Origin of the sequence: Bradyrhizobium macuxiense, from assembly GCF_007993935.1 — a bacterium.
GTDB lineage: Bacteria > Pseudomonadota > Alphaproteobacteria > Rhizobiales > Xanthobacteraceae > Bradyrhizobium > Bradyrhizobium macuxiense_A.
In genome coordinates this window covers 177,047-199,467 of sequence record NZ_VITY01000016.1, presented here as the reverse complement: position 1 = coordinate 199,467, position 22,421 = coordinate 177,047, and the positions used below count along the sequence as shown (strand labels likewise).

The window sequence follows — 22,421 nt, the reverse complement described above, 5'->3', positions numbered from 1 at the left end:
GCTATGTTAGCAACGCCCATCTACATCATCTGCTCTCCTAGCCCGCAGGTCGGCAAAACCCTGATCGCTCGCCTCGTAAGCGAGTTCCTGGTGCTGCAGAACGGCACGGCGCTCTCTTTCGATGTCAATCTGAGGGAACCGTCATTGCTCGATTACCTCCCCCACATCACCGAGACCGCCGATGTGATCGATACCTATGGCAAGATCCAGCTGATCGACCCGCTTATCGTCAACGATCGGGTGGCTAAGGTGATTGACCTCGGCTTTCATGCCTTCGACGAATTCTTCAAGACGTGCGAAGAGATCCGCTTCATGAAGGAGACGGTGCGCCGTTATGTCGTCCCGATCGTCCTGTTCGTCGCAGGCACTGATCGTGTGTCCTGGCGCAGTTATGAGATGCTGCGGCGACAGACCCGGCCAGGGGCGCTCGTCACCGTCCACAACGAATTCGTGCTGCGTGGCCCACTACCTGACATCATGGATGGCGGGCGTGTTTTCCGCATCCCTGCGCTGCCGACATTTCTAAAGGCCTACATTGACCGACTGAGTTTTTCCTTCACTGGATATCTGCGCAACGAGAAGGATTGGTCGACCGAGCTGCATCAATGGATCCGAGGGAACTACACCCTGCTTCGCGACCTGGAACTAAGTTTTCAGATGCGGAGATCATACTAGACTGAGGATGCAATGTCGCTGGCCGAGGTGGCACCATTGCTAGTGACGCTAAATCGGGTCGACTGCATCAAATGTCCAACTACGAGAGCAGTCTTTGGTCGGCGGCTAAGACGACCTCCGCTATGGGCGGCCACCGCGCGACCTGCGATAGGCAGTCGCACGGTCGGTGCGATGACTGTCGAACCTGCCGAGCCCTGAAATTGGCGGAATGAGTTGATCTCGCTTCGACCTACATAATCCAGTCCATGGATCTTCTCATCAAACTTGGACTGTCTGGTCTTACTCCGCCCGGATCATGAGGGCGCGTGCGTATGGATCTGATTGCGGAATACGGAGATCCGCGTAGCCGAGCTCATCAATAGGCCCGCGAAATACTGCCGCACAGTAGCGACCGACTCGGCATGAGGGGCTCCGTTCTGAGCGGGGGACGCGGAAATCGTCGCATCATTTCGAAAACCCCACATACGAGTTTGTGACGTTCGATTACCCTTCGCAATGACTAGCTTTGCGGTTGCAACGCGTGGTGTTGTCGGAAGGCAAACGCGCCTGGTGTCCGGATTCTGCCAAGCTGGTTAGGGACACGACGCCGGGCAAGTTGGCGCTTGCGCGCAATTTGATTCCTATCGAGGAGAATACCATATGCAGTTCAGTGGCAGATACCTGTCGATCCTGTTGTCCCTGCTGTCGGCTGCAGGCGTGAGCGCAATCGCCAGGGCCGATGAGCCCTCGCCGAAATACGCCGATGTGCTAAGTGCCCTGCAGGACGGCAAGAATGTGAAGGTCATACTGGACCTGAGCCGGTGCACCGCCGCCGATGGCGGCAAGCCCGGGCCGGCCGTGCAGGGCGGGCTGGCGATCCGCGCCTTCAGGGTGTCCGCACAGAACGGCATCAGCTTCGCCGATGCGCATCAAACCCTGGACAGCTCGGGACATCCGGTGACCGAATACATTCGCCACAGCCTCGGCCGCGACGGCAAGCTCACCGTGCGGGCGTCCAAGCTGGCTGCCGGAGCTGCGGAAGCCGTGAACCAGGGCGAGTTCATCTGCGAATTGCCGGACGGCGCGAAGTTCGTCTGGTAGATCGGAGAAAGCGCTGCCATCTACCGGTGTGCAGTTTCGCGCATCCTGCTGATGGCTGGCGCGCTTCCTACTCTCGTCCACGGTGACTTTGCCGGGCGATAGCCGATGTATCGTCCGCCACGAGATCAGGCCATGAACTCCGCCGATACCATGGCGGCAACATCTAGCTATAGGCCGGGCGCGCTCTCCGCGTTCCCGGCACCCGATCTGCGTCCGCCATCCACTGCCAGACGAAACGCGAGATTCAAGCTGAAATGCCAATCCATCAGCCGGCGGCGATGTCGCTGATGGCGATCGAAGAATCACGAGCGGCGCCATGTTCCTTCGCCGATACTGCTCGCGGAAGAAACACTGCCACTTACCCCGTCTTATTCGGATGTCCCGACATCGGTGGGTCGGTCTTCCTTGTTAAGTCGCTTGCGTAGGTTCGCTTGGTCGAGTTCGCCTTCCCACCAGGACACAAACATTGCGGCAACACCGTTCCCCGTGACATTTGTCAGCGCACGCACCTCACTCATAAACTTATCGATCGAGAAGACAATCGCGATGCCCGGCACCAGCACGGGACTGACAACCGTCAGGGTCGCTGCGAGCGTGATGAAACCGGCGCCGGTGACACCGCTTGCGCCTTTCGACGTAAGCATCGCTACAATTATGATTGTGAACTGCTGGCCTAAGGTCAGATTAATGTCGAGCGCCTGAGCGATGAACAACGTCGCCAACGTCATGTATATGTTGGTACCGTCGAGATTGAATGAGTATCCAGTCGGCACAACCAGGCCCACCAACGGCTTCGAGCAACCCAGCCGTTCCAGCTTTTTCATCAGCTGCGGCAGCGCGCTTTCCGAAGACGACGTACCCAGCACGATCAATAGCTCATCCTTGATATACGCGATGAACTTGAAGATGGAAAAGCCGATCAAGCGCGCAATCAGGCCGAGGACAAGCACGACGAAAAGCGCGGCCGTCGCATAGAATAGGATGATCAATCCGACCAGATTGCCGAGCGCAGCTGGTCCGAATTTGCCGATCGTGAAGGCCATAGCGCCAAAGGCGCCGATCGGCGCCGCCTTCATCACGATGGCAATGACGCCGAATACTGCGTGTGCGGCATCGTCAATGATCCCACGCAACCGCTCACCCTTCTCGCCCAGAGCCATCAGCGAAAAGCCCAGCAGAATGGCAAACAGCAGCACTTGCAGGATGTCGCCCCGGGCCAGCGCCCCGACCACGCTGTCCGGAATGATGTTGAGGACGAAATCGACCCCCTTCTGCGCTTCTGATTTGTTGACCAGGCCGGCCACAGCCGCGGCATCGGGCTTGACCGCGAGTCCATGGCCAATCGGGAACAGATTGCCTATGACCAGACCAAGTAACAGGGCGAAAGTGGAAACAACCTCGAAATAGACTAGCGCCTTGATACCGACCCGGCCGACCTTTCCGGCATCTTGAATGTGTGAAATGCCGGACACGACGGTGCAAAAGATGATCGGCGCGACAAGCATTTTGATCAGCTTGATGAATCCGTCGCCGAGCGCCTTGATCCAGTCATTTGTCGCAACAGAAGGCCACAAGTAGCCGACCATGACGCCGATCAGGATTGCGATAAGCACCTGGACGTAGGGGATTTTATACCAGGAGCGCGAGGGCGTCGCTGGCGGAGCGGCTGCGATGATTACCATGATGGTCCCTTCCCAAACGAACAAGGACACGCGGCGCAGCCCCACGCGGTAGATCTTCTCCTCTCGGTGGGATTACGTGAAGCCCGCCTGTTCAGGCCAGCCGATGCTGTTTGTGGCCTTGTGAGACCGAGCGAGGGGAAAGTGCCGGGGCGCGCCTTACCCGGCCAACATGCGATTGGCGCCCTGAGCAATATCTTTTCAAAGACAGACGAGGCTCTAATGCGGCGCCGGAGGCGCCGGCATAGAGCCAGAAGGCAGCTACGGCGAACAGGATTTCGGAGCGCGGCCCGCAGCAAGCTATAAATCAGGATGCGGATGATTTCCGCATAATCGCACTTGACCGCCGCGATTTCGTCACCGTCGAAAGTCGCGACCGCGCGAACCGCGACAGATCCTACACAAAGCTGGTCGGATTTTGCGGCTGTCGTTCGATAGTGCGCACTGCGCCGGGTCTGTCCGTTGACGGCGATCGGAAAGCGGATGACATTTCGGTCATGGACCGGATCGAGGTTATTCGCCGGTGCCACGACATGGGAGTAGCGATGACGGGATCCTGAGCACGGCCAACGAATGCCGGCACGCCTTCGCAGGATAACGATTTGTCGTATCTTCCTTATCAAGCCACCTTCGACGAATCTCTTCGCCACGTCCGACCTCCCTGACCGGCGGCTGCAAGGCTTGCAGTGGTCGCCGCTTATTTTGTTCTCCCCATCCAGCAAATGGCATGCCGCCAAATTAAGAGTGCGCGCTTTGCCTTAATCGGGCGAAATACCCCGCGCTTTGCGGACGTTCGCGCGGGACGCTTGCACCTTAGTCGGACTTGCGACATTGATGCCTTCAACTGGACATTGCGGGAACACGACAAAGCAGTTCACAGGCCGGCGCGCTTTTCGTGCCGGTCTCGACCCTCTGGACCACGTCCTCCTATGGAAATCTCTCACTCAGGGGGCTTGCCTAGCGGCTTCCGCGAACGAGCCCGGTCCGAGATTTTCAATTCAGCACCGTTCGAATCTGACACGGCCGGCGACAAAGCATCACCGGGGCCGGCGCGGCCGGATCGAGCGGGTTTCCCAAGTCTGCTGACGAGTTTTCGGCGCGGGCAGTCCGCTGTCTCCGCTCATCTTCGTTGATCGATCACGTGTCTAACGATAGTTCTCGGACGGTCACAGCGGCAGAGCTCCTCCGGACCGGGAGGTCCATCAGGACATCAATCTTAGATCTTGCAGTAAGCTCGAACGTCATGCACCTGAGAAGCAGGTGCAACATCCTCGGACGTCCGCGAGATCCGCCACGTCATCGGCGTCAATATCAAGCTCGCGGGGCGGAAACTCCAAACTCACCACGGCGCGACGATGGGCCGTCGCTGCTCGACACTCACGCCTGGAAAATGCCGGATAGGCAAACTGGTGTTTTAGGAACTGATTCATCAAACGAGCACATCTCGTCCGAATACCGGTTGTCAGGACAATAACCGCGAATGCCTCATGCACGACAATTTCCTTTCTTGTCCCGCAATCGATAGAGACCGCATTCCGCGTCAATTGAGAGCGATGCTGCTCGCAACCACAGACCTCTTCGAGGCCTGCATACGGTGAGATTCCGCGACTCACGGAGCATGACGTCTCCAATCGAACACTCGCAAAATTCGCAAGGCACTGAAGCGTCACAATATCGGTACCTTTATCACTCCACGAGCGCATTGCCTTAGAAACTCCTTAAGGACTTGCGGCTTCCGCCGCGACCCAGCCTCGGTTTAAGTCCTTAGCTGCTATGTGGTGTGTACCCAACCTCCCCGGGGCGGTGCAGGAATTCCCCAACGGGCACGCCGACAATGCGGATAAAATTCGTGATCTACCACAAATGACCATCAAACGCGCGGTGACAGAGTGATATCGATTGAACGCCTCGCATATACCGAACTATTCGCAATGTCCCCGAAGCAAATTGGCCCGCGCCTTGCAAAAGCTTAGACACGAAACCAGTCGGCATAACGCGGCGTGATGGGGCGGTGGCTTGTCGCGTAGCGGCACGATTGGTCATTTCAAGGGTTAGTCGGAAGTTAGTCGGCGTGCGCGATGAGCTCGGTTGATGATAAGCTCAGTGAGATCAGATCGGTACGCAACCACATTTGGCGTTGTCGTAAGTTGCTTCAGGCAGAATTACCTGATGCGGATCGGAAACTCATCGAGAATCGCCTTCTTGAACAGCATTCTGCCTTTGAGAAGCTGTTAGCGAAAACATTTCCTTTGACTTTCCGGCTCTGAAATAAGTTCGCGGTCGGTGCCGTCAAACCGTGCGATGAATGTTTGGATGCTTTCTGGACCATGGCATATCGTTACTGAGAGTTGCCTTAAGCGCACTTCTTCGCCATCACAGTGCAGTTTCATTAGAGAATGCCGTAATCGGCACAATTGCCGATTCCAGAAAGATCGTTGGAAGCTGACGTAGACGGCCTTTCTTCCTCGATCCGATGACCGCTCCTCGATGTCAAGCCGAACCGCTCCCCGTCAACAATCCCGCAACAAAGGCACCGCCTCCCGCATCTTCGCGGGCACCGTGAACTCGGCGGCGTGCGGCAGAAGACCAATCAGATCGAGCGCCACTCGATAAAACTGGAACAGAAACTTCGCCCACCAACTCCACAGGGGCGATGGCAGCTTCACTGTTGGATCAAGGTTCGCGGAGTTGCCTGCACCGCCTCCAATGATCGCAACTGCGGCGGCCGCCCAAGACCGTACTCCAGACCGCATCGTAGCCCCACTGTCGCGACGTGTGCCATCTATCGATGGCCGGATGACAATTAGTTATGCTCGCAGTCACGTGTCCGTCAGGGGACCAGCTACCAATCTTGGCGGGGCGAGGTCTCTTTCTTCCCTACCGATCGCTTCGATTCCCTCGGCGCAACAACAGTCTGGGTCCCATCAGTTCGACGGCTTGTCGCGATACTGTCGCGATCTTGCAGCTCGGACGCTCTCTTCCGAGCGGAGACGCTCAGAGGCGGCCGTTTGTTAATGCCACCTCGTCGCAAGCCTCCCGTTCTCTCCGTCGCGCCTGGAACCACGCGACGACATTCTTCACGCAGAGTTTTAAAGTTCTCTCTGAGACAAAACATAGCGGCGTCTGGGTCATCACGCCCAGTAAAGTGGTCACAGAAGCGTATAAAGTCCGGCCTGCAAGACGCCAATGTCTCTTCCGGCCTCAGATCTCGCGCTCGAGCGTGTTTTGTGTGTACAGTTGTTGTCGCTAGAACAGCGAGGGCTACTGCAAAGCGATATGCCATGCAGATCCAATAAGTGCGTCGCTTTTGATTCACCATATTTCTCTTAAGCTGGATGTCCTTCGCTATTGTCTTGCGCGATGTGCAACATGGCCTATCAACCAGAAAGCGAGCCGAAGCTCTTGAAGCATAGACGGCAGGGGACGCGCTCTCTTACCTCCCCAGATCAAAGCAGCGCTCTCAGCTAGTTGACGCCACGCAATACTCGCAGCCGAGACCAACTTGATTTGCGGCCCGAGCAGCGGCAGAAATTGGCATACGAAGCTCGCGCTGCTGGCCTGAGCGCGCGATCAGTCTGAGGGAGCGACTGGCGACTGTTCATAATCTGACCATCAGGCGACGACCGGTTTGGCTCGCGCGCAGACCCAAACGATCTTTGCTGCGATGGGAGCTGAACGAACGACATCCTGACAAGAGGATCGAATCCGGGCCGGGATGCCGGGTGATCCCGCGTCAGTCAAATCCAGTGCGTCGATGATGATATAGCCGTTTGAAGAGAGTAAGCAGTTCACCCCGGTCGGCACCTGACGTGCATGATACGTGCGGCCAAGCCAAATTCGACCATCTGCGAAGAGTGGCGCGCGGAACATCGAAGACCGCACCTCGCCCCGGGGTCCGCTCTCCAATCCAGCAGCGCCAACGCCAGGAGGTTCCGCTCGGATCTCGCACTGCTCGTCCTGCTTCGGTGCAGCTTGACCCGCACCACCTATGCCGAGCAATCCCACTTCGCATAGTGGGCTCTTCACAAGGATACACAAAGGGCCTTGCGAAGTGCGCTTTCCAAGTGACATTCGAATTCTTTACTGCCCCGACGTGACGCTTCGAGAGGCGACAGCCGCCCGCTTTCGATTGTACAACCTGACGCTACGTACGCTTCAAGCCCTTTTTGCGCGCTGGGTGCGACGATATTCTTCCTCGTACGTCTCGAAGCACTTGGTCGGGCCACGAATGTTCAAACCGACGGTGCAGAGAGATTCAAAGCCATGACCGTCTCGTCCTGCGCTGCAAACGGGTTGATCTCAGTTATCCGGCGGCCCTGCCCGACCAGATCATCCGTCCCGATCTCGACAGCGATCGAGGCCATGCGGTCACTTCCAGCGATCCAGCGAGGAGGCGGACGACCTCGCCCGCGTTGACGGTTCGTTGGCGGTGGCGGTAGTCCGGTGCAATTGACCCACTGCCGATGATCGAACCGGTCCTCGCGTCGATGCAGATGCCCCCAAAGGCGTCGCCGTCGAGTTCGAGTCCGCCTCTCGTCGGCTGTCCGTGTCCGGTTGGAGACACCAACGTCGGAAGCTGGACGGATACCGCGCGGCCATTCCAGGACGCTGCGCCAGCTGTGCTTGCGAATTTCACCACGATCAAGCAACGCGCGCACATTCCTCGAGCGGCACGCAGATTGCTGTGATGAGGAGCCAAGAGCCGCCGCAAGGAAGCGGCGCGACAGCTCGCGCTCGGGGTTCCCGATGAAGCTGAGACTAGCCCAGTTGATTCTGATCGTTGCAGCTCTGATGCTGCTCACGCTCGGAAGCGCTGGAGCGGTGAACATCAATGTGGCGGTCAGAGCGCACCTAGCGCTACCCGCCCAGGAAATTGCAGCGCCGCTTAAACCGAAGACCCGACACGAGGCCCTGGTGAGCTATGGTACGAGCCGATCGTTCTACATCCAGACTATCCAAGCCGATGCAATTCAGGTGTCTCTGCCTGCCGACGACTCCCGCCCGAGCGGAGTGATCGGCCATGGCGCCGCAGTTCCGCCAAGCAACTTCACCTGTCCGATCGGTGGCCGCGCGTCGCGCAATTCGGTTGCGGCGTTGATGAATGACACGGAGGCGCTCAAAATGCCGCGCATCATAAAGCCGATGGTCTGCAATCCTGCCCCCGCTCCTTATGGCACAGCCGCGGGGCAGACGTCGTCCTCAAGCGAGACAAGCTGGCCTGCCGGCAGCATCGTGATGTTAGGGCATGCGGTAGTCTTGATCGTAACCTTGATCGAACGATACCGCCCGGGCACGAGCACGTGAGGACAGCAAAACCGGGCCGTATCGAAGTCGCCTTCGGCGGCTCTCTCGCGAGCACTCCGCTCGATGCGCAATTCAGCGTACCGGCAACTGGCTTGACGGCTATTTTCGGCCCACCAGGCTGCGGCAAGACCACGCTGGCGCGTTGCATCGCTGGCTTCCAGCCACTGCTGACTGGTTTCTGCAAGATCGACGGCGAGGTGTGGCAGGATGAGACCACGTTCCGCCCGGCGCATCTGCGTCGCGTCAGCTATGTGTTCCGGTATCCGACCATTTTTCCTCATTTGTCTGTCAGATGCCATTTGCTTAATGCCGCGCCTAAATCGGAACCAATGCTGATCGGTTTTGAGGAAGTGGTCGACTTGCTCAGCTTGGCGTCGCTCCTTGACCGTTCTCCCTCACATCTCTCCGCCGCCGAGCGGCAGCGCGTCGCCTTAGCCCGCGCGCTGTTGTCCCAGCCCCGATTACTTGTGATGGATGAGCCGCTTACCTTGCTCGATCGCTCCGCCAAGCGCGAGATTCTGCCGTTCCTCGAGCGCATGCATGAAACGCTCAAGCTGCCGATGATCTATGTCAGCCACGATTTGGCTGACGTCGAACGCTTTGCCGATCATCTTGTCATGGTGGAACACGGAAGGGTGACTGCGGCTGGGCCGTTGCATGTCTTGCAGACGGATCCAGCGCAGTGGCTTGCGGGGCGCGACGAAGCCGCTGTGAGCCTTGACGCCGTGGTCGGCGGCTATGACGGACGTTATGGGCTCATCATACTCCGCCTCAAAGGTGCGCGCCTGTTGGTGCCGGGACCACCGCTCAGACCCGGCGCACGTCAAAGGCTGCGCATCGCAGCCGGCGACGTCAGCATCGCTCGCGAGGCACCCCGCGCAAGCTCCATCCTCAATGTCTTTCCAGCGCGCATCAAGGCCTCTTTGCCGTTCAGCGCGGCCGAGGTTACATTGGTGCTTGCGCTCGAGACTGGAGATTCAGCCGCACAGATCCTCGCGCGCATCACCTGCCGCGCCTTTCATGCACTGGGCCTCAGGGATGGAATGAACATATTCGCCAAAATCGAACGCATCTCTCTGGTCTCGGCCACTGAACGGCCACTGCATGCCATTTCGACCTCGAGCTTATCGACAGATGCTGGACCGACAAGCACCGTGAGGTGACGCCACGATAAAATAGGATGAAGCCCGCGACTGCCGGCCTCGGTCCAGACGCCTGCCGCAGCGCCTCGACCCAGCATGTCCTTTGACGAGAGGAGGTCAGGAACAGAAGTTCAGCAAACGTGCTGACGACACGGCGGGCACGATCACGCACCTTTGAAGGCTCGTCAGCGCCTGCCGACTTACCCCGGAATGTAAACGCATCCCGGATCGTCGGGTGGACAGTCGCAATCGCCGATAGTCTGAGCTAAATTCGCGAGTTCCGGCCTCTCTTTCACAAAGCCCTTGATCGCCGTCAGGCTTTTGCGGTGCACCTTGACGAACTGTCCGGAACCCGCAAGGTGCGCATTGAGCTCATCACCCAGGCCGGCGTTGTGTATGGCAGCCATGATCTTTCCGAGGCCATGCACTCCGAAGTCGACGTGGGTTCCTCCCGAACGGGCAGGCTTTGGCGGAGCGGCCTTCTTGCTCGCTTTCCGTGCCTTCCGCGCAGGCGATGGTTTGCGGGTCTTCGCCTTTTTGACTTTTGCCATATCAGACTCCCTTATAGTGCTGGCTTGAAAATCTTCAGTGCTAGAAACTGCTGAACTGCCCGCGCGGCGCCTAGTTCAGCTCTTCCACCTGAAGCGGTGATGAGCGAACCTTCATAAATCGGACCTCGGGCCACATCGAGGATCTTTGCCTCACCCTTGTCCAGATATAAGCCCACCGTCAGCTGGTGCGTATCCTTGCGCGACACGGTAACGGGAAAGCTCACATCAGTGACTTGCAGCTGCGGCCCTGAGGGCGCGAAGACGATCTTGGGCGATGCCCCGCCGCCGATGGCCGTGGTGAACTGAAGCTGCTGCACCATGCTCGGCGGCCCTTTCTTCACTGTCGCAACGTCCTTGTTGAGCTCATCGAGATTCTCAAACAGGCTCATCAAGGTGAATTCCTTGATCAACTTGGCGAGCCCGACCTTTCCCGCGATCGGGTAGACGTAATCCTCAGTTCTCACCAGATGGTTCGCGCAATAGCTCCCACTCGTCTTTTGAACGAGGTTTCCGAAGTTGTCCGTGATCGTAAACGACCATTCGTTCTGTCTCTGCCTGTCGAAGTTTCCGGTGAGGCCGAGGGTCACCAGTGATGTCATGGGGGTCGGCCGGATGAGGTTCGCAGCCGGATCTATGTTGTTCGTCTCCAGGCCCGTCAGATCGTAATAGTAGGCAATGCCCGTGCTGTAGAGCAGCTTTGTCACCGTATGGGCGAAACCGGTCACTTGAGAGGGATCGAAGGCTCTGATCGCCTCGGGATTCTCGTTGTAGGCCCGTTTCAGCTCGGTACCGATGGCAAAGGAGTAATCGTCGAGCTTGTTCTTGTTCATGTTGTTGTCGGAGCTCGTGAGATAGCCGAGCAGCGCGTCAATGACAGCCTGCCGTGCTTCACAGCGAATCTGCCTCGCAATATTGGATGCTGAAACATGCGCGACGTCATCCGTGACCGGCGCAATGGCGCATCCGCTCAATACGAACAATGCACTGAACAAAAATGGGCGATTGCCCTTCGTCCGGAATATCATCGCGTCCCCCGCAACAAATCATTGAAAACATCCGAAAATCTTGAAGCCAAAAATCGGCTTAAGTAACAGAAGATAGAGAAATCCGATCTCGCAGGTTATGGATCGAGCCTTCGAAAACAGAGGCGCGTGCTGGTGCTGCGAGCGGACCACGCCAGCGTGGTCAAGCCGATGCTCCAGAAGGCGCTGAGCCTTCTCCTCCGAACGGTAAGCAAAGAGCACGATGCGGCAGACCGGTCCGACGTGCTTTTCGCGCCATGCCGCGGTCTCATCGTAGAATAGAGCTCCCCCTTCGGATCAAGGACGACGGCCCGGCGGGCCTGGCTCACCTCGAGGCAGCGCCAGCGTTGGGCCACCAGCGCTTCGACCCGGCGACAGACTTTTGAACGCACGGCTCTTTTTGAGAAATTCAACAAATTGCTCAAGTGCGGCCACGATGCTCCAGCCGACGCGCTCCCTTGCTGTGGTTGCCGGGCAGATCAACTTGTCTCGCGTTCTCCTCGGGGCGAGGTGCGGATTATCCGGTCCATGTCTTGTCGCTCCACCGTCAAAAGGCGGAGAGATTCGCCTACCGCAAATTGTTAACGCGTTGGGCCTGTCGCCGCGCGCTGCAGTCCGTCGGTAGGCGTGGAAAATTGGACGGCGGACCTTGGATCAGTCGAGCTTCTTGCAGTCATTGCAGCGCGGTCTCTCAGCCTTACCTGCCTTGCGGTGCGCTTGCTTGATCGTCTTTCCGGCGGGGCAATTGTCGCGGTCGTGATAGACGTTACGGTGGGACGGCGGATATTCGGGCGAGTCAGTGTGGTAGGGAGCTATTTTCGACATTAAACCTCCTCTAATAGCGACGATTGAACAATTCTTGATAACAATCAAACGTTGACCGCGCAATCAGACACCCTGTCCGAAACGTACGATGTCAGCCCAGCTGCTGGACGCCTGTCCGTTCCGTAGACGGTGCAGCGCGGACGGATGCATCCTGAAAATCGCCGCGTCGATGACGGGCTTGAGCGTGAGCGGGGTCAAGAAGACGCTGCGCACGATCGACAACCGCGGCGACGTTGACATCATCATCGCTCTCGGGATGGCAAAAGAAGGCTTTCACCGAATTTGGTGCGACACGCCCTGATCATCGGATGTCGCGGCTCGCTTACAGAGGTTATCCAGTTCATCAGCTTTGAAGCAGCTGTTCAAGGCGGCGAAGCGCGCCCAGCGCCGCGCCGGCGTGAATCGTTCTGATCCCCCCGGCATGGCCGGTACCTCAGACTTTGAGGAGCTCCAAGGCTTCGCTGCTCCGCACCTCGCCGATCGGAATGCGGTCGGGGCGCAAACGCAGGGAGGATCAGACCAGATCGGACAGGGACGCGACGCCATCCCTGGTGCGCAGCGCGACCAGATTCGGGGCGCGGCACTGCAGCTCGCGCGTGTCCTCGATCAGGACCACGCGATCGGTGGTGCCGGCGATCTCGAAAGAGCAGTTCGTTGGTGATCCGCGTCATGCTCAACGCTTGCACCAGACTGACGGAGCGGGTGGAGACGCCTTACGCGCAGCCTTCCTGCACCACGTCGGCGGCTCCTTGAATCAGGTTGGTCGTGGATGCCGGGCCTGCTGATCTGAGGAGGTGACGCTCAGCAAGGCGATACGCTCCATGTCGATGTCCGCTTCGTCGGCGGCACGGCGCGTTCGCCTGATTTATCGCTGCCGACGTCATGTATCGAGTTGCGCACGACATCGTATAGGCGAGGTCGATCACCTCTCAGGTTCTATGAATTGGCCTTGATGGCTTCCTTACGCGCCAATCCTCGCTGTTGTACCTTTCCACGGGCAACTGCAATCTTGTGGCTCGTTCGTGGCGGTCTTCTTTTCGAAACTCGCGCTCGCGGTGCTCGAATTTTGTCAGCTCGTCATTCGCCGCTCGCATGAAATCAGCGTGCGAGCGACCGGCGCCTTCGGTGCGGGCAGGCATACTCGTCTCCTGACAATTTGGTCAAAATGTAAGCCGAAAGATGCCGGCGAGCGACCCTTTTTAGCTCTGATTATCTTGAGAGTTCCGCAGCTAAATCGCGATGAATCGTGCGCAATCCTGAGCGAAACGTGGCGGGAACACCTAACAGAGCACGATGAATCAAAGACTTAGCAGCTCTTGCTGTCGCACACAGGGACCTGCCTCGACAAGGCCTGTGGCCGACGCCGGGCGCCGACTGGCCTTGTCGGATTGGATCGCCTTGACGATCGCAGCGCCAACGCGTCCGTCACGCATCGGCCCCATCCAGCTCTCTTACGGTAAACTGCGCCATCGCCGCCGGTGTGAGCATCGTCCCGGCTTCATAATTTCATCAGGCCCGGCTCGCTTAACCACACGCCATTCAACAGCTAGCTATCTTGAACGATCCGCCGTACAAACGGGCTTATTTGGTGATCCCATGCTGGACGATGAATTCAACAGGCAGCGGGCTCGTCTGGTTCGCGACCTTGCCGATCGGGCCGACCCATTTATCAAGCGGCGGCTCCTGGATCTTGCGTCCCGGTACGAGCAGCCCCGGAAGACCAAGCCGCTGGTGCTCCCCTCCATAAACGTCAAGGAGCATCTCGACCACGGGGACGACGGCTAGGCTCACCCGCTAAACGAGCCGGCCCGGCTCCTATTTCTTCTTAGGATTCTTCTCAGGCTCGGCTTCGGCCTCGACGTGTTCAAGCACGGCTTTTCGTTTGTATTCGTCGTCGATCTTCGAGAATGCACGCAATAGCCTGAGTGCCTGCAAATTTCGCAGCATCGTCTTCATTCTATTCTTCCACCGGTCTTATATCCGAAGGCGCGGGAAGCGTCCTTCTATTTCGGCTTGACTTGACACTCTTCGCATTTCACGGCTTCGCCGCTGACGATGATCGGGATGGATGTCCGGTGCGGGACGTCCAGTTGGACTCTTCCGATCGGTACCATTGTGACGATCCTGCGCCGCCCGGCCAAATGACAAGCCTGGCCCAGGACTGGGCGTTAATGGGTCGGACCATCAGATCGTTGCTCGTCGACCAGTTGATTGCCGGTCGAATTGGCGATGCCGTCGTTCGTAGCACCGGCGAATGTTTTACCTGACCGACGCGCTTTGGACGTTAAGGGTTTCGAGTTGCGGGAACGCGCAGGCGAGAATATTGCCGGGAAGGAATGCCGATGCTTGCGGTTTGTCGACCAGCGCATCTCTTTGTTCGATTTGGATCCGATCAGCAGCCTCTGAATCATGCCGAAACGGGGGCCGCTCAGTCGCAACGTTCGCCGCGTCGGTCAATCGGTTCTTGTTCGACCGGCCCGCCCTCGACATCTCCCCTGAATTCCGACTCGGGCAGTCGTCGGCGGACTTGGACAAAAGATGATTGAACGGAAGGCGACCCAGCCCCGGCATAGTAGCGCTCGGTCAGCGGCATCAGAATGTAACCGAGGAGCAGACTCAACGTCGTCACGCCCAACGTCCTGAAATTCACCCAGGCATCCGTGGTCTGGGTTCGCCAGATGACCTCGTTCAAGATCGCTATGCCTGCGAAGAACATCGCCCAGCGAAAGGTAAGGATACGCCAGCCCTGTGTTGTCAGATTGAAGATGCGATCCAATGTCACCACGATGAAAGAGCGGCCAAACAGAAGTCCGCCACCGAGAAGCGTCGAAAGCAGTCCGCTGACGACGGTAGCCTCGACCTTGATGAACGTATCGTCATCCAGCACCAGCGTCAGCGTACCGAACGCCAGCACGCCGACGCTGGTGATCAGCGACGTGATCGGCATGTGACCTTTCACCATGAGGGATGCGATCCCGGCCAAGACGGTCACGACCATGAATGCGGCGGTAGCCGTAATAAGCCGAAATTTCATGTTCACAACATGGAAGATGATCAGCGGACCGAGCTCGGTGGCGAAGTCGAGCATCGTATGCGGTTCGTCTTGTCGATCACCTGCGCTGACTGCCATCCTCTGACCCTTTTTGCTCACTCGGAAACCGCTAGGGCTCGGAATGTACAATCTGACGCTGCGTGAGCTTCAAGCCCCTTCGAAGATGATCCTCTCATGGCATGCTTGCGGTAGCCGCAGCCTTGGTTCGGCACGGTGCCTGCTCCGTTCAAGGCAGCATCACCAAGTCGCCCGATGATATAGAGGTCTATTCGACGCGTTCGGGGTCAAATTGTGCGCCCCCCGGCGGAAGAACTGGAGCTTCCGCCAAATCAACGTGAAGGATCCTATCAATCCTGACGGAACACTATGTCTCCACTGCCGTCCGGATCCGTTGCTGTCGACGTCTAGATAGATGGCTTGTATTGAAGGGAGCCTTGCTGGACGACAAAGGCTTCTAGGCGTTCGGCCAACTGGTTCGTTCTGGGATCGCGCCTGCCAGGACCTCTGCACACGGTGATTTTGACCGATTGAGCGCCAGATCAAAGCAGGTCCGGTAGCTGGCTGGGATCAACAAGCACTTCGATGCACCGGGGACCTCGGCGGCCTTCCGATGAAGGCTCGCGTTCGAGCGTCAGCACCATCTGGTGAACCGATGATAAGTTAACGTGCGTATTCCCGCATGTCGGTTTCGGCCGGAGAGCGGCTGTGCGACCGCGTGCAGACCTAAAGAAAACCTGGAAGGCCCGAAATAGCCGGTCAGCTTGACGAGTGCGAATACGTCAGGACCTGCAGCCATGCACCGTTCTTTTACATCAGCTTGTTGTCAGCTCGCTCGCCTAAATTGCTGACTGGTCTTGAGCAGACCGACATCAACCAGGACCCAATGCTGTCGATAGGAGAACTAATCTCATGTATGGCAGAATCACTGGACCGTTCATCCCATCCACAAGCGCGGGCCAAGCCGATGAATCCGGGCAGGAAGCGGATGACCGGATGTTCAGGCAGACGCTTGCAGACGCAGCGACTGGTTCATCGTCGGCGACACGTACGTATTCCCTCACCTCCGAGCCTCCTATTTACGAGATGAACAGGAATACATTCAGGCAAGAACTGAGGAACTTTTACGGTGACGATGTCAAGCAGATAGCCGACAACCCGCAAGATTACTCGGATTTCGTGTCCTCCAAGGCCGAGCGCACCGCGATGGTCGCTAGAGCCGGCGCGACCGTAGATCACAAGACGGGTTCGCGGTACTTCAGCTACCAGCTGGGCGATAAGAGTGTCGGACTCCTAAGGACGGATCCAGGCGTCCGCATCAAAGGCGAGGCGTGGCAGGAGGAACACTTTCCGGGTCGTAAACACATCTCATCTGTCGTCGCTCTCCGAGTTACTCATCCGCTCGTTGAGAACGCGGGCGATGTCCTGCTCGAACATCAACTTCGGCTTGACGGCAAGCGGCCTTTGATCATGTCGCGTCCGGCTAACGATGAAGCGAAGCCCCGTCTGGAGCAGATGGGCTTTGTTGACGTGGGTGGGAACCAGTTCGTGCTCGACCCTAGACAACATGCTGATAAGTGGACGAAGAACGACCAGGATGAATGGCAGCGTGCCGACAAGCCTCGACTGTATCTCCAGGCGGAGACCGAGGATCCTGTTGAAGGAAGTCAGGACGATAATTCGAACGAAGAATATATCGAGACAGATTCGTCTGGGGAGATCCGTCTTGGTACTTCGATCGCCTCAATTTGGGCCCGCCGACGAGCTAGCATCTCGGCACAGCGGTTTGGACTGGTCGAAATGGACCTGATTTGACCGGGCCTCTTCGGTTGTGCCACTTGAGCCAGCGTCTTGGCATTGCCGCGTTTCTTCCAGTCGGCCGTCTCGGCGACGAGGCGGCCGAAACTGTCGATTATTTCTTTTTAGGATTCTTCGAAGACACGGCTTCGGCTTCGACGTGTTCAAGCACGGCTTTTCGTTTGTCTTCGTCATCGATCTTCGAGAATGCACGCAATAGCCTGAGCGCCTGCAATTCCCCTTGCGTCGCCTTCATCCTGTCCCTCCACCGGTCTTATATCCGAGGGTCCTTCCTTTTTTTTCGACTTGACCTGACATTCTCAGTAGCTTCACGGCTTCCCCGCTGACGACGATCGGCATGGATGTAGCCGTTTCTCGTTGTCGGGGGCCCGGCCTCCACGTCGCACTTCTTGTTCTGGAATTCCACAACGCGGACCGGAAAAGTGGTCAATCTGCGCCGTGGCCCGGTTGTCGAGGCGGACCTTGTTGCTTTTGTCATTGCGGCGCATCCATTGCAACGAACCGCAGAAGAAGTCCTGCGGCCGCTCGATGCAGTTACCGCCGGCATGCAGGAAATTCCGTCGTCGAGCATCGGCACACTAAGCAACGCCGGCCGCATGTGGTCGTGCCTTGATGCCGGCATGCCGCGCGAGCTGGATCGCTGGTCCCGCCGCGGGTTTGGAAGACTTCACCAGATGACCTCGTTCAAGATCGTGCGACCAAGATAAGTCCGCCACCAAGGCTCGTTGAAGCGGTCCAACGATCGTCGGATTTTGTCCGCTACCTGCGTTTGTTACCATCCCAGGCCCCATTTTGCTCAATCGCAAAACGCTAGGGCTAGAAATGTACGACATGACGCTGCGTAAGCTTCAAGTCCCTTCGAAGGCATCCTCGCGTTGACATGCTCGCAGTAGGCGCAGCCCCGGTTCGGCACGCTGCTTGCTTGGTTTAAAGGCAGCATACCCAATCGCGCGATGAACGGAGCGACAACGATCAGAACCAATCGAGCATTCCGGACCACTTCGCTCGCAAAATGATCAAAGTGGTCCGGTGGCGCAGCATGGCGCGTCAGGGGCGATGTCCGGCATTACAACAGTCCGGCTCGTATGCCCCGTATGCACAGGCAATGGTCACCGCAAGTTTGTTCATCCCCAATCGAGCGCGCCGCCGTTCTGATACTCGATGACGCGGGTTTCGAAAAAATTCTTCTCTTTCTTCAGGTCCATCGCCTCCGACATCCACGGAAACGGATTCTCCGCCTCCGCGAACACCGGCGTCAGGCCGATCTGCGCGCAGCGGCGGTTGGCAATAAAGTGCATGTACTGCTCGCACAATGCGGCGTTAAGCCCAAGGAAGCCCCGCGGCATCGTATCACGGCCATAGGCGGCCTCGAGTTCGGCGGCCTCGCGGATCATGTTTTGGACTTCGTCCTGGAACGCCGATGTCCACAGATGCGGGTTCTCGATCTTGATCTGGTTGATCACGTCGATGCCGAAGTTCAGGTGGATGCTCTCGTCGCGCAGGATGTATTGATACTGCTCGGCGATGCCGACCATCTTGTTGCGGCGGCCGAACGAGAGGATCTGCGCGAAGCCGGTGTAGAACCACATGCCCTCGAAGATCACATAGAAGGCAACGAGGTCGCGCAGGAACGCCTGGCCGGCCTGCGGCGTCCCGATCTTGAAATCGGGATCGTCGAGATGCTGGGTGTGCTTGATCGCCCAGGCCGCCTTGTCGGTGATCGAGGGTACCTCGCGGTACATGTTGAACAGCTCGCCCTCGTCGAGGCCGAGGCTTTCGACGATGTACTGGAAGGTGTGGGTGTGCACCGCCTCCTCGAAGGCCTGGCGCAGGAGATACTGCCGGCATTCGGGGTTGGTAAGATGGCGATAGATCGCCAGCACGATGTTGTTGGCAACGAGGCTTTCAGAGGCCGCAAAGAAGCCGAGATTGCGCTTGATGGCGCGGCGCTCGTCCTCCGAGAGGCCGTCGCGCGACTTCCACAGCGCGATGTCGGCCTGCATCGAGACCTCGGTCGGCATCCAGTGATTGTTGCAGGCGGCGAGGTATTTCTCCCATGCCCATTTGTATTTCAGCGGCAGCAGCTGATTGACGTCGGCGCGGCAGTTGATCATCCGCTTCTCGTCGACCGAGACGCGGCCGCCATGGCGGTCGATCGTGCCGAGGCCGGTTGCCTCGTTCTCTTCGGCGGGCGCCATCGTAAAGCACGGCGGCGTGAAAAGCGGGCGCTCCTGGCGGTCTGTGGTCGCAGTTTCTGAAAAGTCGAGCATCATGTTGATCCTTTGTTTCGCTTACTGGCAGGCTTCGCAGTCGGGATTGTCGATCGTGCAGGCAATGGCGTCCGATAGATCGGGGACCGGCGCGGTCAGCGCCACTGGCGAGACGGCGTTGAGCTTGCCGTCGGTACCCTTCAGCGTCGATTTCTCGACATGGGTCGCACTGTGCGAGCGCAAGTAATAGGTGGTCTTCAGGCCCAGCGACCAGGCCAGACGGTAGAGCGCGTCGAGCTTCTTGCCGGAGGGATTGGCGATATAGAGGTTGAGGGACTGCGCCTGATCGATCCATTTCTGCCGCCGCGCGGCCGCCTCGACCAGCCAGCGCGATTCTATCTCGAAGGCGGTCGCGTAGAGTGCCTTAAGATCGGCTGGGATACGGTCGATCGCACCGACGCTGCCGTCAAAATATTTGAGGTCGTTGACCATCACCTCGTCCCACAGCCCGCGCGCCTTGAGGTCGCGGACCAGATGGTCGTTCACCACCGTGAAGTCGCCAGACATATTGGACTTGACATAGAGGTTCTGGTAGGCGGGTTCGATCGACTGCACGACGCCGCAGATATTGGAGATCGTCGCCGTGGGCGCGATCGCCATCACGTTCGAGTTGCGCATGCCGACCGAGGTGACGCGGCCGCGCAGGGCTGCCCAGTCAAGCGTGCTGGTGCGATCCATCGCAACCCCGCCGCGGGCATCGGCAACGAAGTCGATCGAATCGATCGGCAGGATGCCCTGGCTCCACAGAGAGCCTTCAAAGGATGGATAACGTCCTCGCTCGGCGGCAAGATCGACCGAGGCCGAGATCGCATGATATGAGATCGCCTCCATGCTGGTATCGGCGAAGGCGACGGCGGCATCGGACGCTACCGCAATGCGCAGCATATGCAGTGCGTTCTGGAACCCCATCAGACCGAGACCGACCGGGCGATGCCGCAGGTTGGAGCAGCGCGCTTCCGGGATGGTGTAGAAGTTGATGTCGATGACGTTGTCGAGCATCCGCATCGCCGTCGTCACGGTCTTCTTCAGCCTGACATCGTCGAGCCGGCCGTCCTGGATGTGGTTGGCGAGGTTGATCGACCCGAGATTGCACACGGCGGTTTCGTCGTCGGATGTGTTCAGCGTGATCTCGGTGCAGAGGTTCGAGGAGTGGATCACGCCGGCATGGCGCTGCGGCGAGCGCAGGTTGCACGGGTCCTTGAAGGTGATCCAGGGATGGCCGGTCTCGAACAACATGGTCAGCATCTTGCGCCAGACGTCGACGGCGCGGATCTGCTTGAACAGGTGCATTTCGCCGCGCGCGGCCTTGGCCTCGTAATAGGCGTAACGCTCGGCAAACAACTTGCCATAGAGATGGTGCAGATCCGGCGTTTCGTCCGGCGAGAACAGCGTCCATTCGCCGTCGGACTCGACACGCTGCATGAACAGATCGGGCACCCAGTTGGCGGTATTCATATCGTGCGTACGGCGGCGGTCGTCGCCGGTGTTCTTGCGCAGGTCGAGGAATTCCTCGATGTCGACATGCCAGGTTTCGAGATAGGCGCAGACCGCGCCTTTGCGTTTGCCGCCCTGGTTGACGGCAATCGCGGTGTCGTTGGCCACCTTCAGGAACGGAACCACGCCTTGGCTTTCGCCATTGGTGCCCTTGATATGGGCGCCGAGCCCGCGGACGCGGGTCCAGTCGTTGCCGAGCCCACCGGAATATTTGGCGAGCAGCGCGTTGTCCTTGATCGACTTGAAGATGCCGTCGAGGTCATCGGCCACGGTGGTCAGGAAGCATGACGAAAGCTGCGGCCGCAGCGTGCCGGAGTTGAACAGCGTCGGTGTCGAGGCCATGAAGTCGAACGACGACAGCAAATCGTAAAACTCGATCGCGCGGGCCTCGCGGTCGATCTCGCGCAGCGCCAACCCCATGGCGACGCGCATGAAGAAGGCCTGCGGCAGCTCGATGCGGTTACCGCGGACATGCAGGAAATAGCGGTCGTACAGCGTCTGTAGACCGAGGAACTGGAACGACAGATCACGCTCGGGCTTCAGTGCAGCGGCGAGCCGCGCGAGGTCGAAACGGCCGAGCTCGGCGTCCAGCAGTTCGGACGTGATGCCAGTCTTGATATAGGCCGGGAAATACTGGGCATAGCGGGTGGCCATATCGGCCTGTGACGCGCTGGTCGGCACGTCGTGCACATAGGACAGCACCTCGGTGCGCAGCTTGTCGAGCAGCAGGCGGGCGCTGACATAGGTGTAGTTCGGCTCCTGCTCCACCAGGGTGCGGGCCGCCATTACCGAGGCGAGCGCCAGCTCGTCCTGGCCGATGCCATCATAGATGTTGCGCTCCGTCTCGGCGATAACGGGCGCAGCGTCGACGCCGTCTAGGCCGGCACAGGCCTCGTTGATGATCAGCGCCAGCCGGGCGTGGTCGAGCGGCAGCTTGGTGCCGCCACGCAGCGTGACCTGGATCGCTGGTCCCGCCGCCGGCTTTGCCGTTTTCGCCGCCTCCTGCTCGGCGCGCTGCCTCGTGCGCTCCTCGCGGTACAGCACATAGGCGCGCGCCACCTTGTGGTGCTCGCTGCGCATCAGCGCCAGCTCGACCTGATCCTGCACGTCTTCGATGTGGAAGGTGCGGCCCTCGCTCATCCACCGCGACAGCGCGGTGACGACCTCCGCGGTGAGTTGCTCGACGATCTCATGCACCCGGCGCGAGGCGGCCGCGGCATGTCCCTCGACCGCCAGGAACGCCTTGGTCATAGCCACCGCAATCTTGCTGGCGTCGAATTTCGACACTGTGCCATTGCGGCGGATCACCTGCATCGGAGGCGCGGCTTCCGGCGCGGCGAGCGATTCCGGGCGCAACAGGATGAGTGGCGCGGGCTTTGTTTCGCGATCGAGAGAGAGAGACATCGTGCAGACCCCGTGATGCTTGTTGGGGCTGGATGTCGAGAGGACGCTGCGTCATTCCGGCAGACAAGCGTCGCCGGCATGGCTGTGCAAGCGACCGCCGGGACACCC

Annotated in this window: 18 protein-coding genes and 2 pseudogenes; 9 read left to right on the top strand and 11 right to left on the bottom strand. The window is 58.8% G+C overall.

Annotated features, from left to right (window positions below; genetic code table 11):
• Positions 1 to 3: 3 nt before the first annotated feature.
• Together FBZ93_RS33915 and FBZ93_RS33910 are read left to right on the top strand one after the other, a co-directional pair.
• Positions 4 to 675 carry a hypothetical protein gene (locus FBZ93_RS33915; RefSeq protein ID WP_146991755.1) on the top strand — a complete coding sequence of 224 codons (672 nt, stop codon included), beginning with the start codon at positions 4 to 6 and terminating at the stop codon, positions 673 to 675.
• A gap of 639 nt (positions 676 to 1,314) precedes the next feature.
• The gene (locus tag FBZ93_RS33910) at positions 1,315 to 1,755 is read left to right on the top strand and encodes a VirK family protein (RefSeq protein WP_146991754.1); all 441 of its coding nucleotides are present in this window, start codon (positions 1,315 to 1,317) and stop codon (positions 1,753 to 1,755) included.
• Between the two features lie 368 nt (positions 1,756 to 2,123).
• Here the strand turns inward: FBZ93_RS33910 and dctA are convergent, their stop codons facing one another.
• From dctA to FBZ93_RS41795, 3 genes are all read right to left on the bottom strand, one after another.
• Positions 2,124 to 3,437 (bottom strand): C4-dicarboxylate transporter DctA, encoded by a 1,314-nt coding sequence (gene dctA / locus FBZ93_RS33905; protein WP_146991753.1) that lies wholly within the window; start codon positions 3,435 to 3,437, stop codon positions 2,124 to 2,126.
• Positions 3,438 to 5,944: 2,507 nt separating this feature from the next.
• Positions 5,945 to 6,100: a hypothetical protein gene (locus tag FBZ93_RS40885; protein WP_167529331.1), complete on the bottom strand. Its 156-nt coding sequence runs from the start codon at positions 6,098 to 6,100 to the stop codon at positions 5,945 to 5,947.
• A gap of 1,566 nt (positions 6,101 to 7,666) precedes the next feature.
• A complete protein-coding gene (locus tag FBZ93_RS41795; RefSeq protein WP_283810872.1) occupies positions 7,667 to 7,798 on the bottom strand; it encodes a hypothetical protein in 132 nt (43 codons plus the stop codon).
• A gap of 382 nt (positions 7,799 to 8,180) precedes the next feature.
• Here FBZ93_RS41795 and FBZ93_RS33895 point away from each other — a divergent pair, with 382 nt between their 5' ends.
• Positions 8,181 to 8,738 carry a substrate-binding domain-containing protein gene (locus FBZ93_RS33895; RefSeq protein ID WP_146991752.1) on the top strand — a complete coding sequence of 186 codons (558 nt, stop codon included), beginning with the start codon at positions 8,181 to 8,183 and terminating at the stop codon, positions 8,736 to 8,738.
• Positions 8,735 to 9,901 carry a molybdenum ABC transporter ATP-binding protein gene (gene modC, locus FBZ93_RS33890; protein ID WP_146991751.1) on the top strand — a complete coding sequence of 389 codons (1,167 nt, stop codon included), beginning with the start codon at positions 8,735 to 8,737 and terminating at the stop codon, positions 9,899 to 9,901. Before FBZ93_RS33895 ends, modC begins: the two co-directional genes overlap by 4 nt.
• A 179-nt stretch (positions 9,902 to 10,080) precedes the next feature.
• Here the strand turns inward: modC and FBZ93_RS33885 are convergent, their stop codons facing one another.
• Positions 10,081 to 10,431 (bottom strand): hypothetical protein, encoded by a 351-nt coding sequence (locus FBZ93_RS33885; protein WP_146991750.1) that lies wholly within the window; start codon positions 10,429 to 10,431, stop codon positions 10,081 to 10,083.
• A gap of 11 nt (positions 10,432 to 10,442) precedes the next feature.
• A complete protein-coding gene (locus tag FBZ93_RS33880) occupies positions 10,443 to 11,261 on the bottom strand; it encodes a hypothetical protein (protein ID WP_146991749.1) in 819 nt (272 codons plus the stop codon).
• A 96-nt stretch (positions 11,262 to 11,357) separates the two neighbouring features.
• On the opposite strand from FBZ93_RS33880, the gene FBZ93_RS40880 reads away from it, so the two are divergent.
• Positions 11,358 to 11,522 (top strand): hypothetical protein, encoded by a 165-nt coding sequence (locus FBZ93_RS40880; RefSeq protein WP_167529330.1) that lies wholly within the window; start codon positions 11,358 to 11,360, stop codon positions 11,520 to 11,522.
• An 844-nt stretch (positions 11,523 to 12,366) separates the two neighbouring features.
• A complete protein-coding gene (locus FBZ93_RS40875; RefSeq protein WP_167529324.1) occupies positions 12,367 to 12,579 on the top strand; it encodes a hypothetical protein in 213 nt (70 codons plus the stop codon).
• A gap of 48 nt (positions 12,580 to 12,627) precedes the next feature.
• Here FBZ93_RS40875 and FBZ93_RS33875 read toward each other — a convergent pair.
• Positions 12,628 to 12,918 (bottom strand): annotated as a pseudogene (locus FBZ93_RS33875) (ATPase, T2SS/T4P/T4SS family); the annotation flags it as partial.
• Between the two features lie 956 nt (positions 12,919 to 13,874).
• Between FBZ93_RS33875 and FBZ93_RS33865 the strand changes: the two are divergent.
• Positions 13,875 to 14,063, top strand: a complete 189-nt coding sequence (locus FBZ93_RS33865) for a hypothetical protein (protein ID WP_146991747.1) — start codon at positions 13,875 to 13,877, stop codon at positions 14,061 to 14,063.
• A gap of 30 nt (positions 14,064 to 14,093) precedes the next feature.
• Here the strand turns inward: FBZ93_RS33865 and FBZ93_RS40870 are convergent, their stop codons facing one another.
• Entirely contained in the window at positions 14,094 to 14,234 is a 141-nt protein-coding gene (locus FBZ93_RS40870) for a hypothetical protein (RefSeq protein WP_167529329.1), read from the bottom strand.
• Between the two features lie 598 nt (positions 14,235 to 14,832).
• A pseudogene (locus tag FBZ93_RS33860) lies at positions 14,833 to 15,408 on the bottom strand (inner membrane-spanning protein YciB); the annotation flags it as partial.
• Positions 15,409 to 16,239: 831 nt separating this feature from the next.
• Here FBZ93_RS33860 and FBZ93_RS33855 point away from each other — a divergent pair.
• Positions 16,240 to 17,142 (top strand): host specificity protein, encoded by a 903-nt coding sequence (locus FBZ93_RS33855; RefSeq protein WP_246667759.1) that lies wholly within the window; start codon positions 16,240 to 16,242, stop codon positions 17,140 to 17,142.
• Between the two features lie 97 nt (positions 17,143 to 17,239).
• Here FBZ93_RS33855 and FBZ93_RS40865 read toward each other — a convergent pair whose 3' ends face one another.
• On the bottom strand, positions 17,240 to 17,380 hold the full coding sequence (locus tag FBZ93_RS40865) for a hypothetical protein (RefSeq protein WP_167529328.1): 141 nt from the start codon (positions 17,378 to 17,380) through the stop codon (positions 17,240 to 17,242).
• A 187-nt stretch (positions 17,381 to 17,567) separates the two neighbouring features.
• Here FBZ93_RS40865 and FBZ93_RS33850 point away from each other — a divergent pair, with 187 nt between their 5' ends.
• Positions 17,568 to 17,852 carry a hypothetical protein gene (locus FBZ93_RS33850; RefSeq protein ID WP_146991745.1) on the top strand — a complete coding sequence of 95 codons (285 nt, stop codon included), beginning with the start codon at positions 17,568 to 17,570 and terminating at the stop codon, positions 17,850 to 17,852.
• 417 nt (positions 17,853 to 18,269) lie between these two features.
• Here the strand turns inward: FBZ93_RS33850 and FBZ93_RS33845 are convergent, their stop codons facing one another.
• Together FBZ93_RS33845 and FBZ93_RS33840 are read right to left on the bottom strand one after the other, a co-directional pair.
• Complete coding sequence (locus FBZ93_RS33845) at positions 18,270 to 19,415, bottom strand: ribonucleotide-diphosphate reductase subunit beta (protein ID WP_146991744.1); 1,146 nt, start codon at positions 19,413 to 19,415, stop codon at positions 18,270 to 18,272.
• A 21-nt stretch (positions 19,416 to 19,436) separates the two neighbouring features.
• Complete coding sequence (locus tag FBZ93_RS33840) at positions 19,437 to 22,313, bottom strand: ribonucleoside-diphosphate reductase subunit alpha (protein ID WP_146991743.1); 2,877 nt, start codon at positions 22,311 to 22,313, stop codon at positions 19,437 to 19,439.
• Positions 22,314 to 22,421 lie beyond the last annotated feature (108 nt).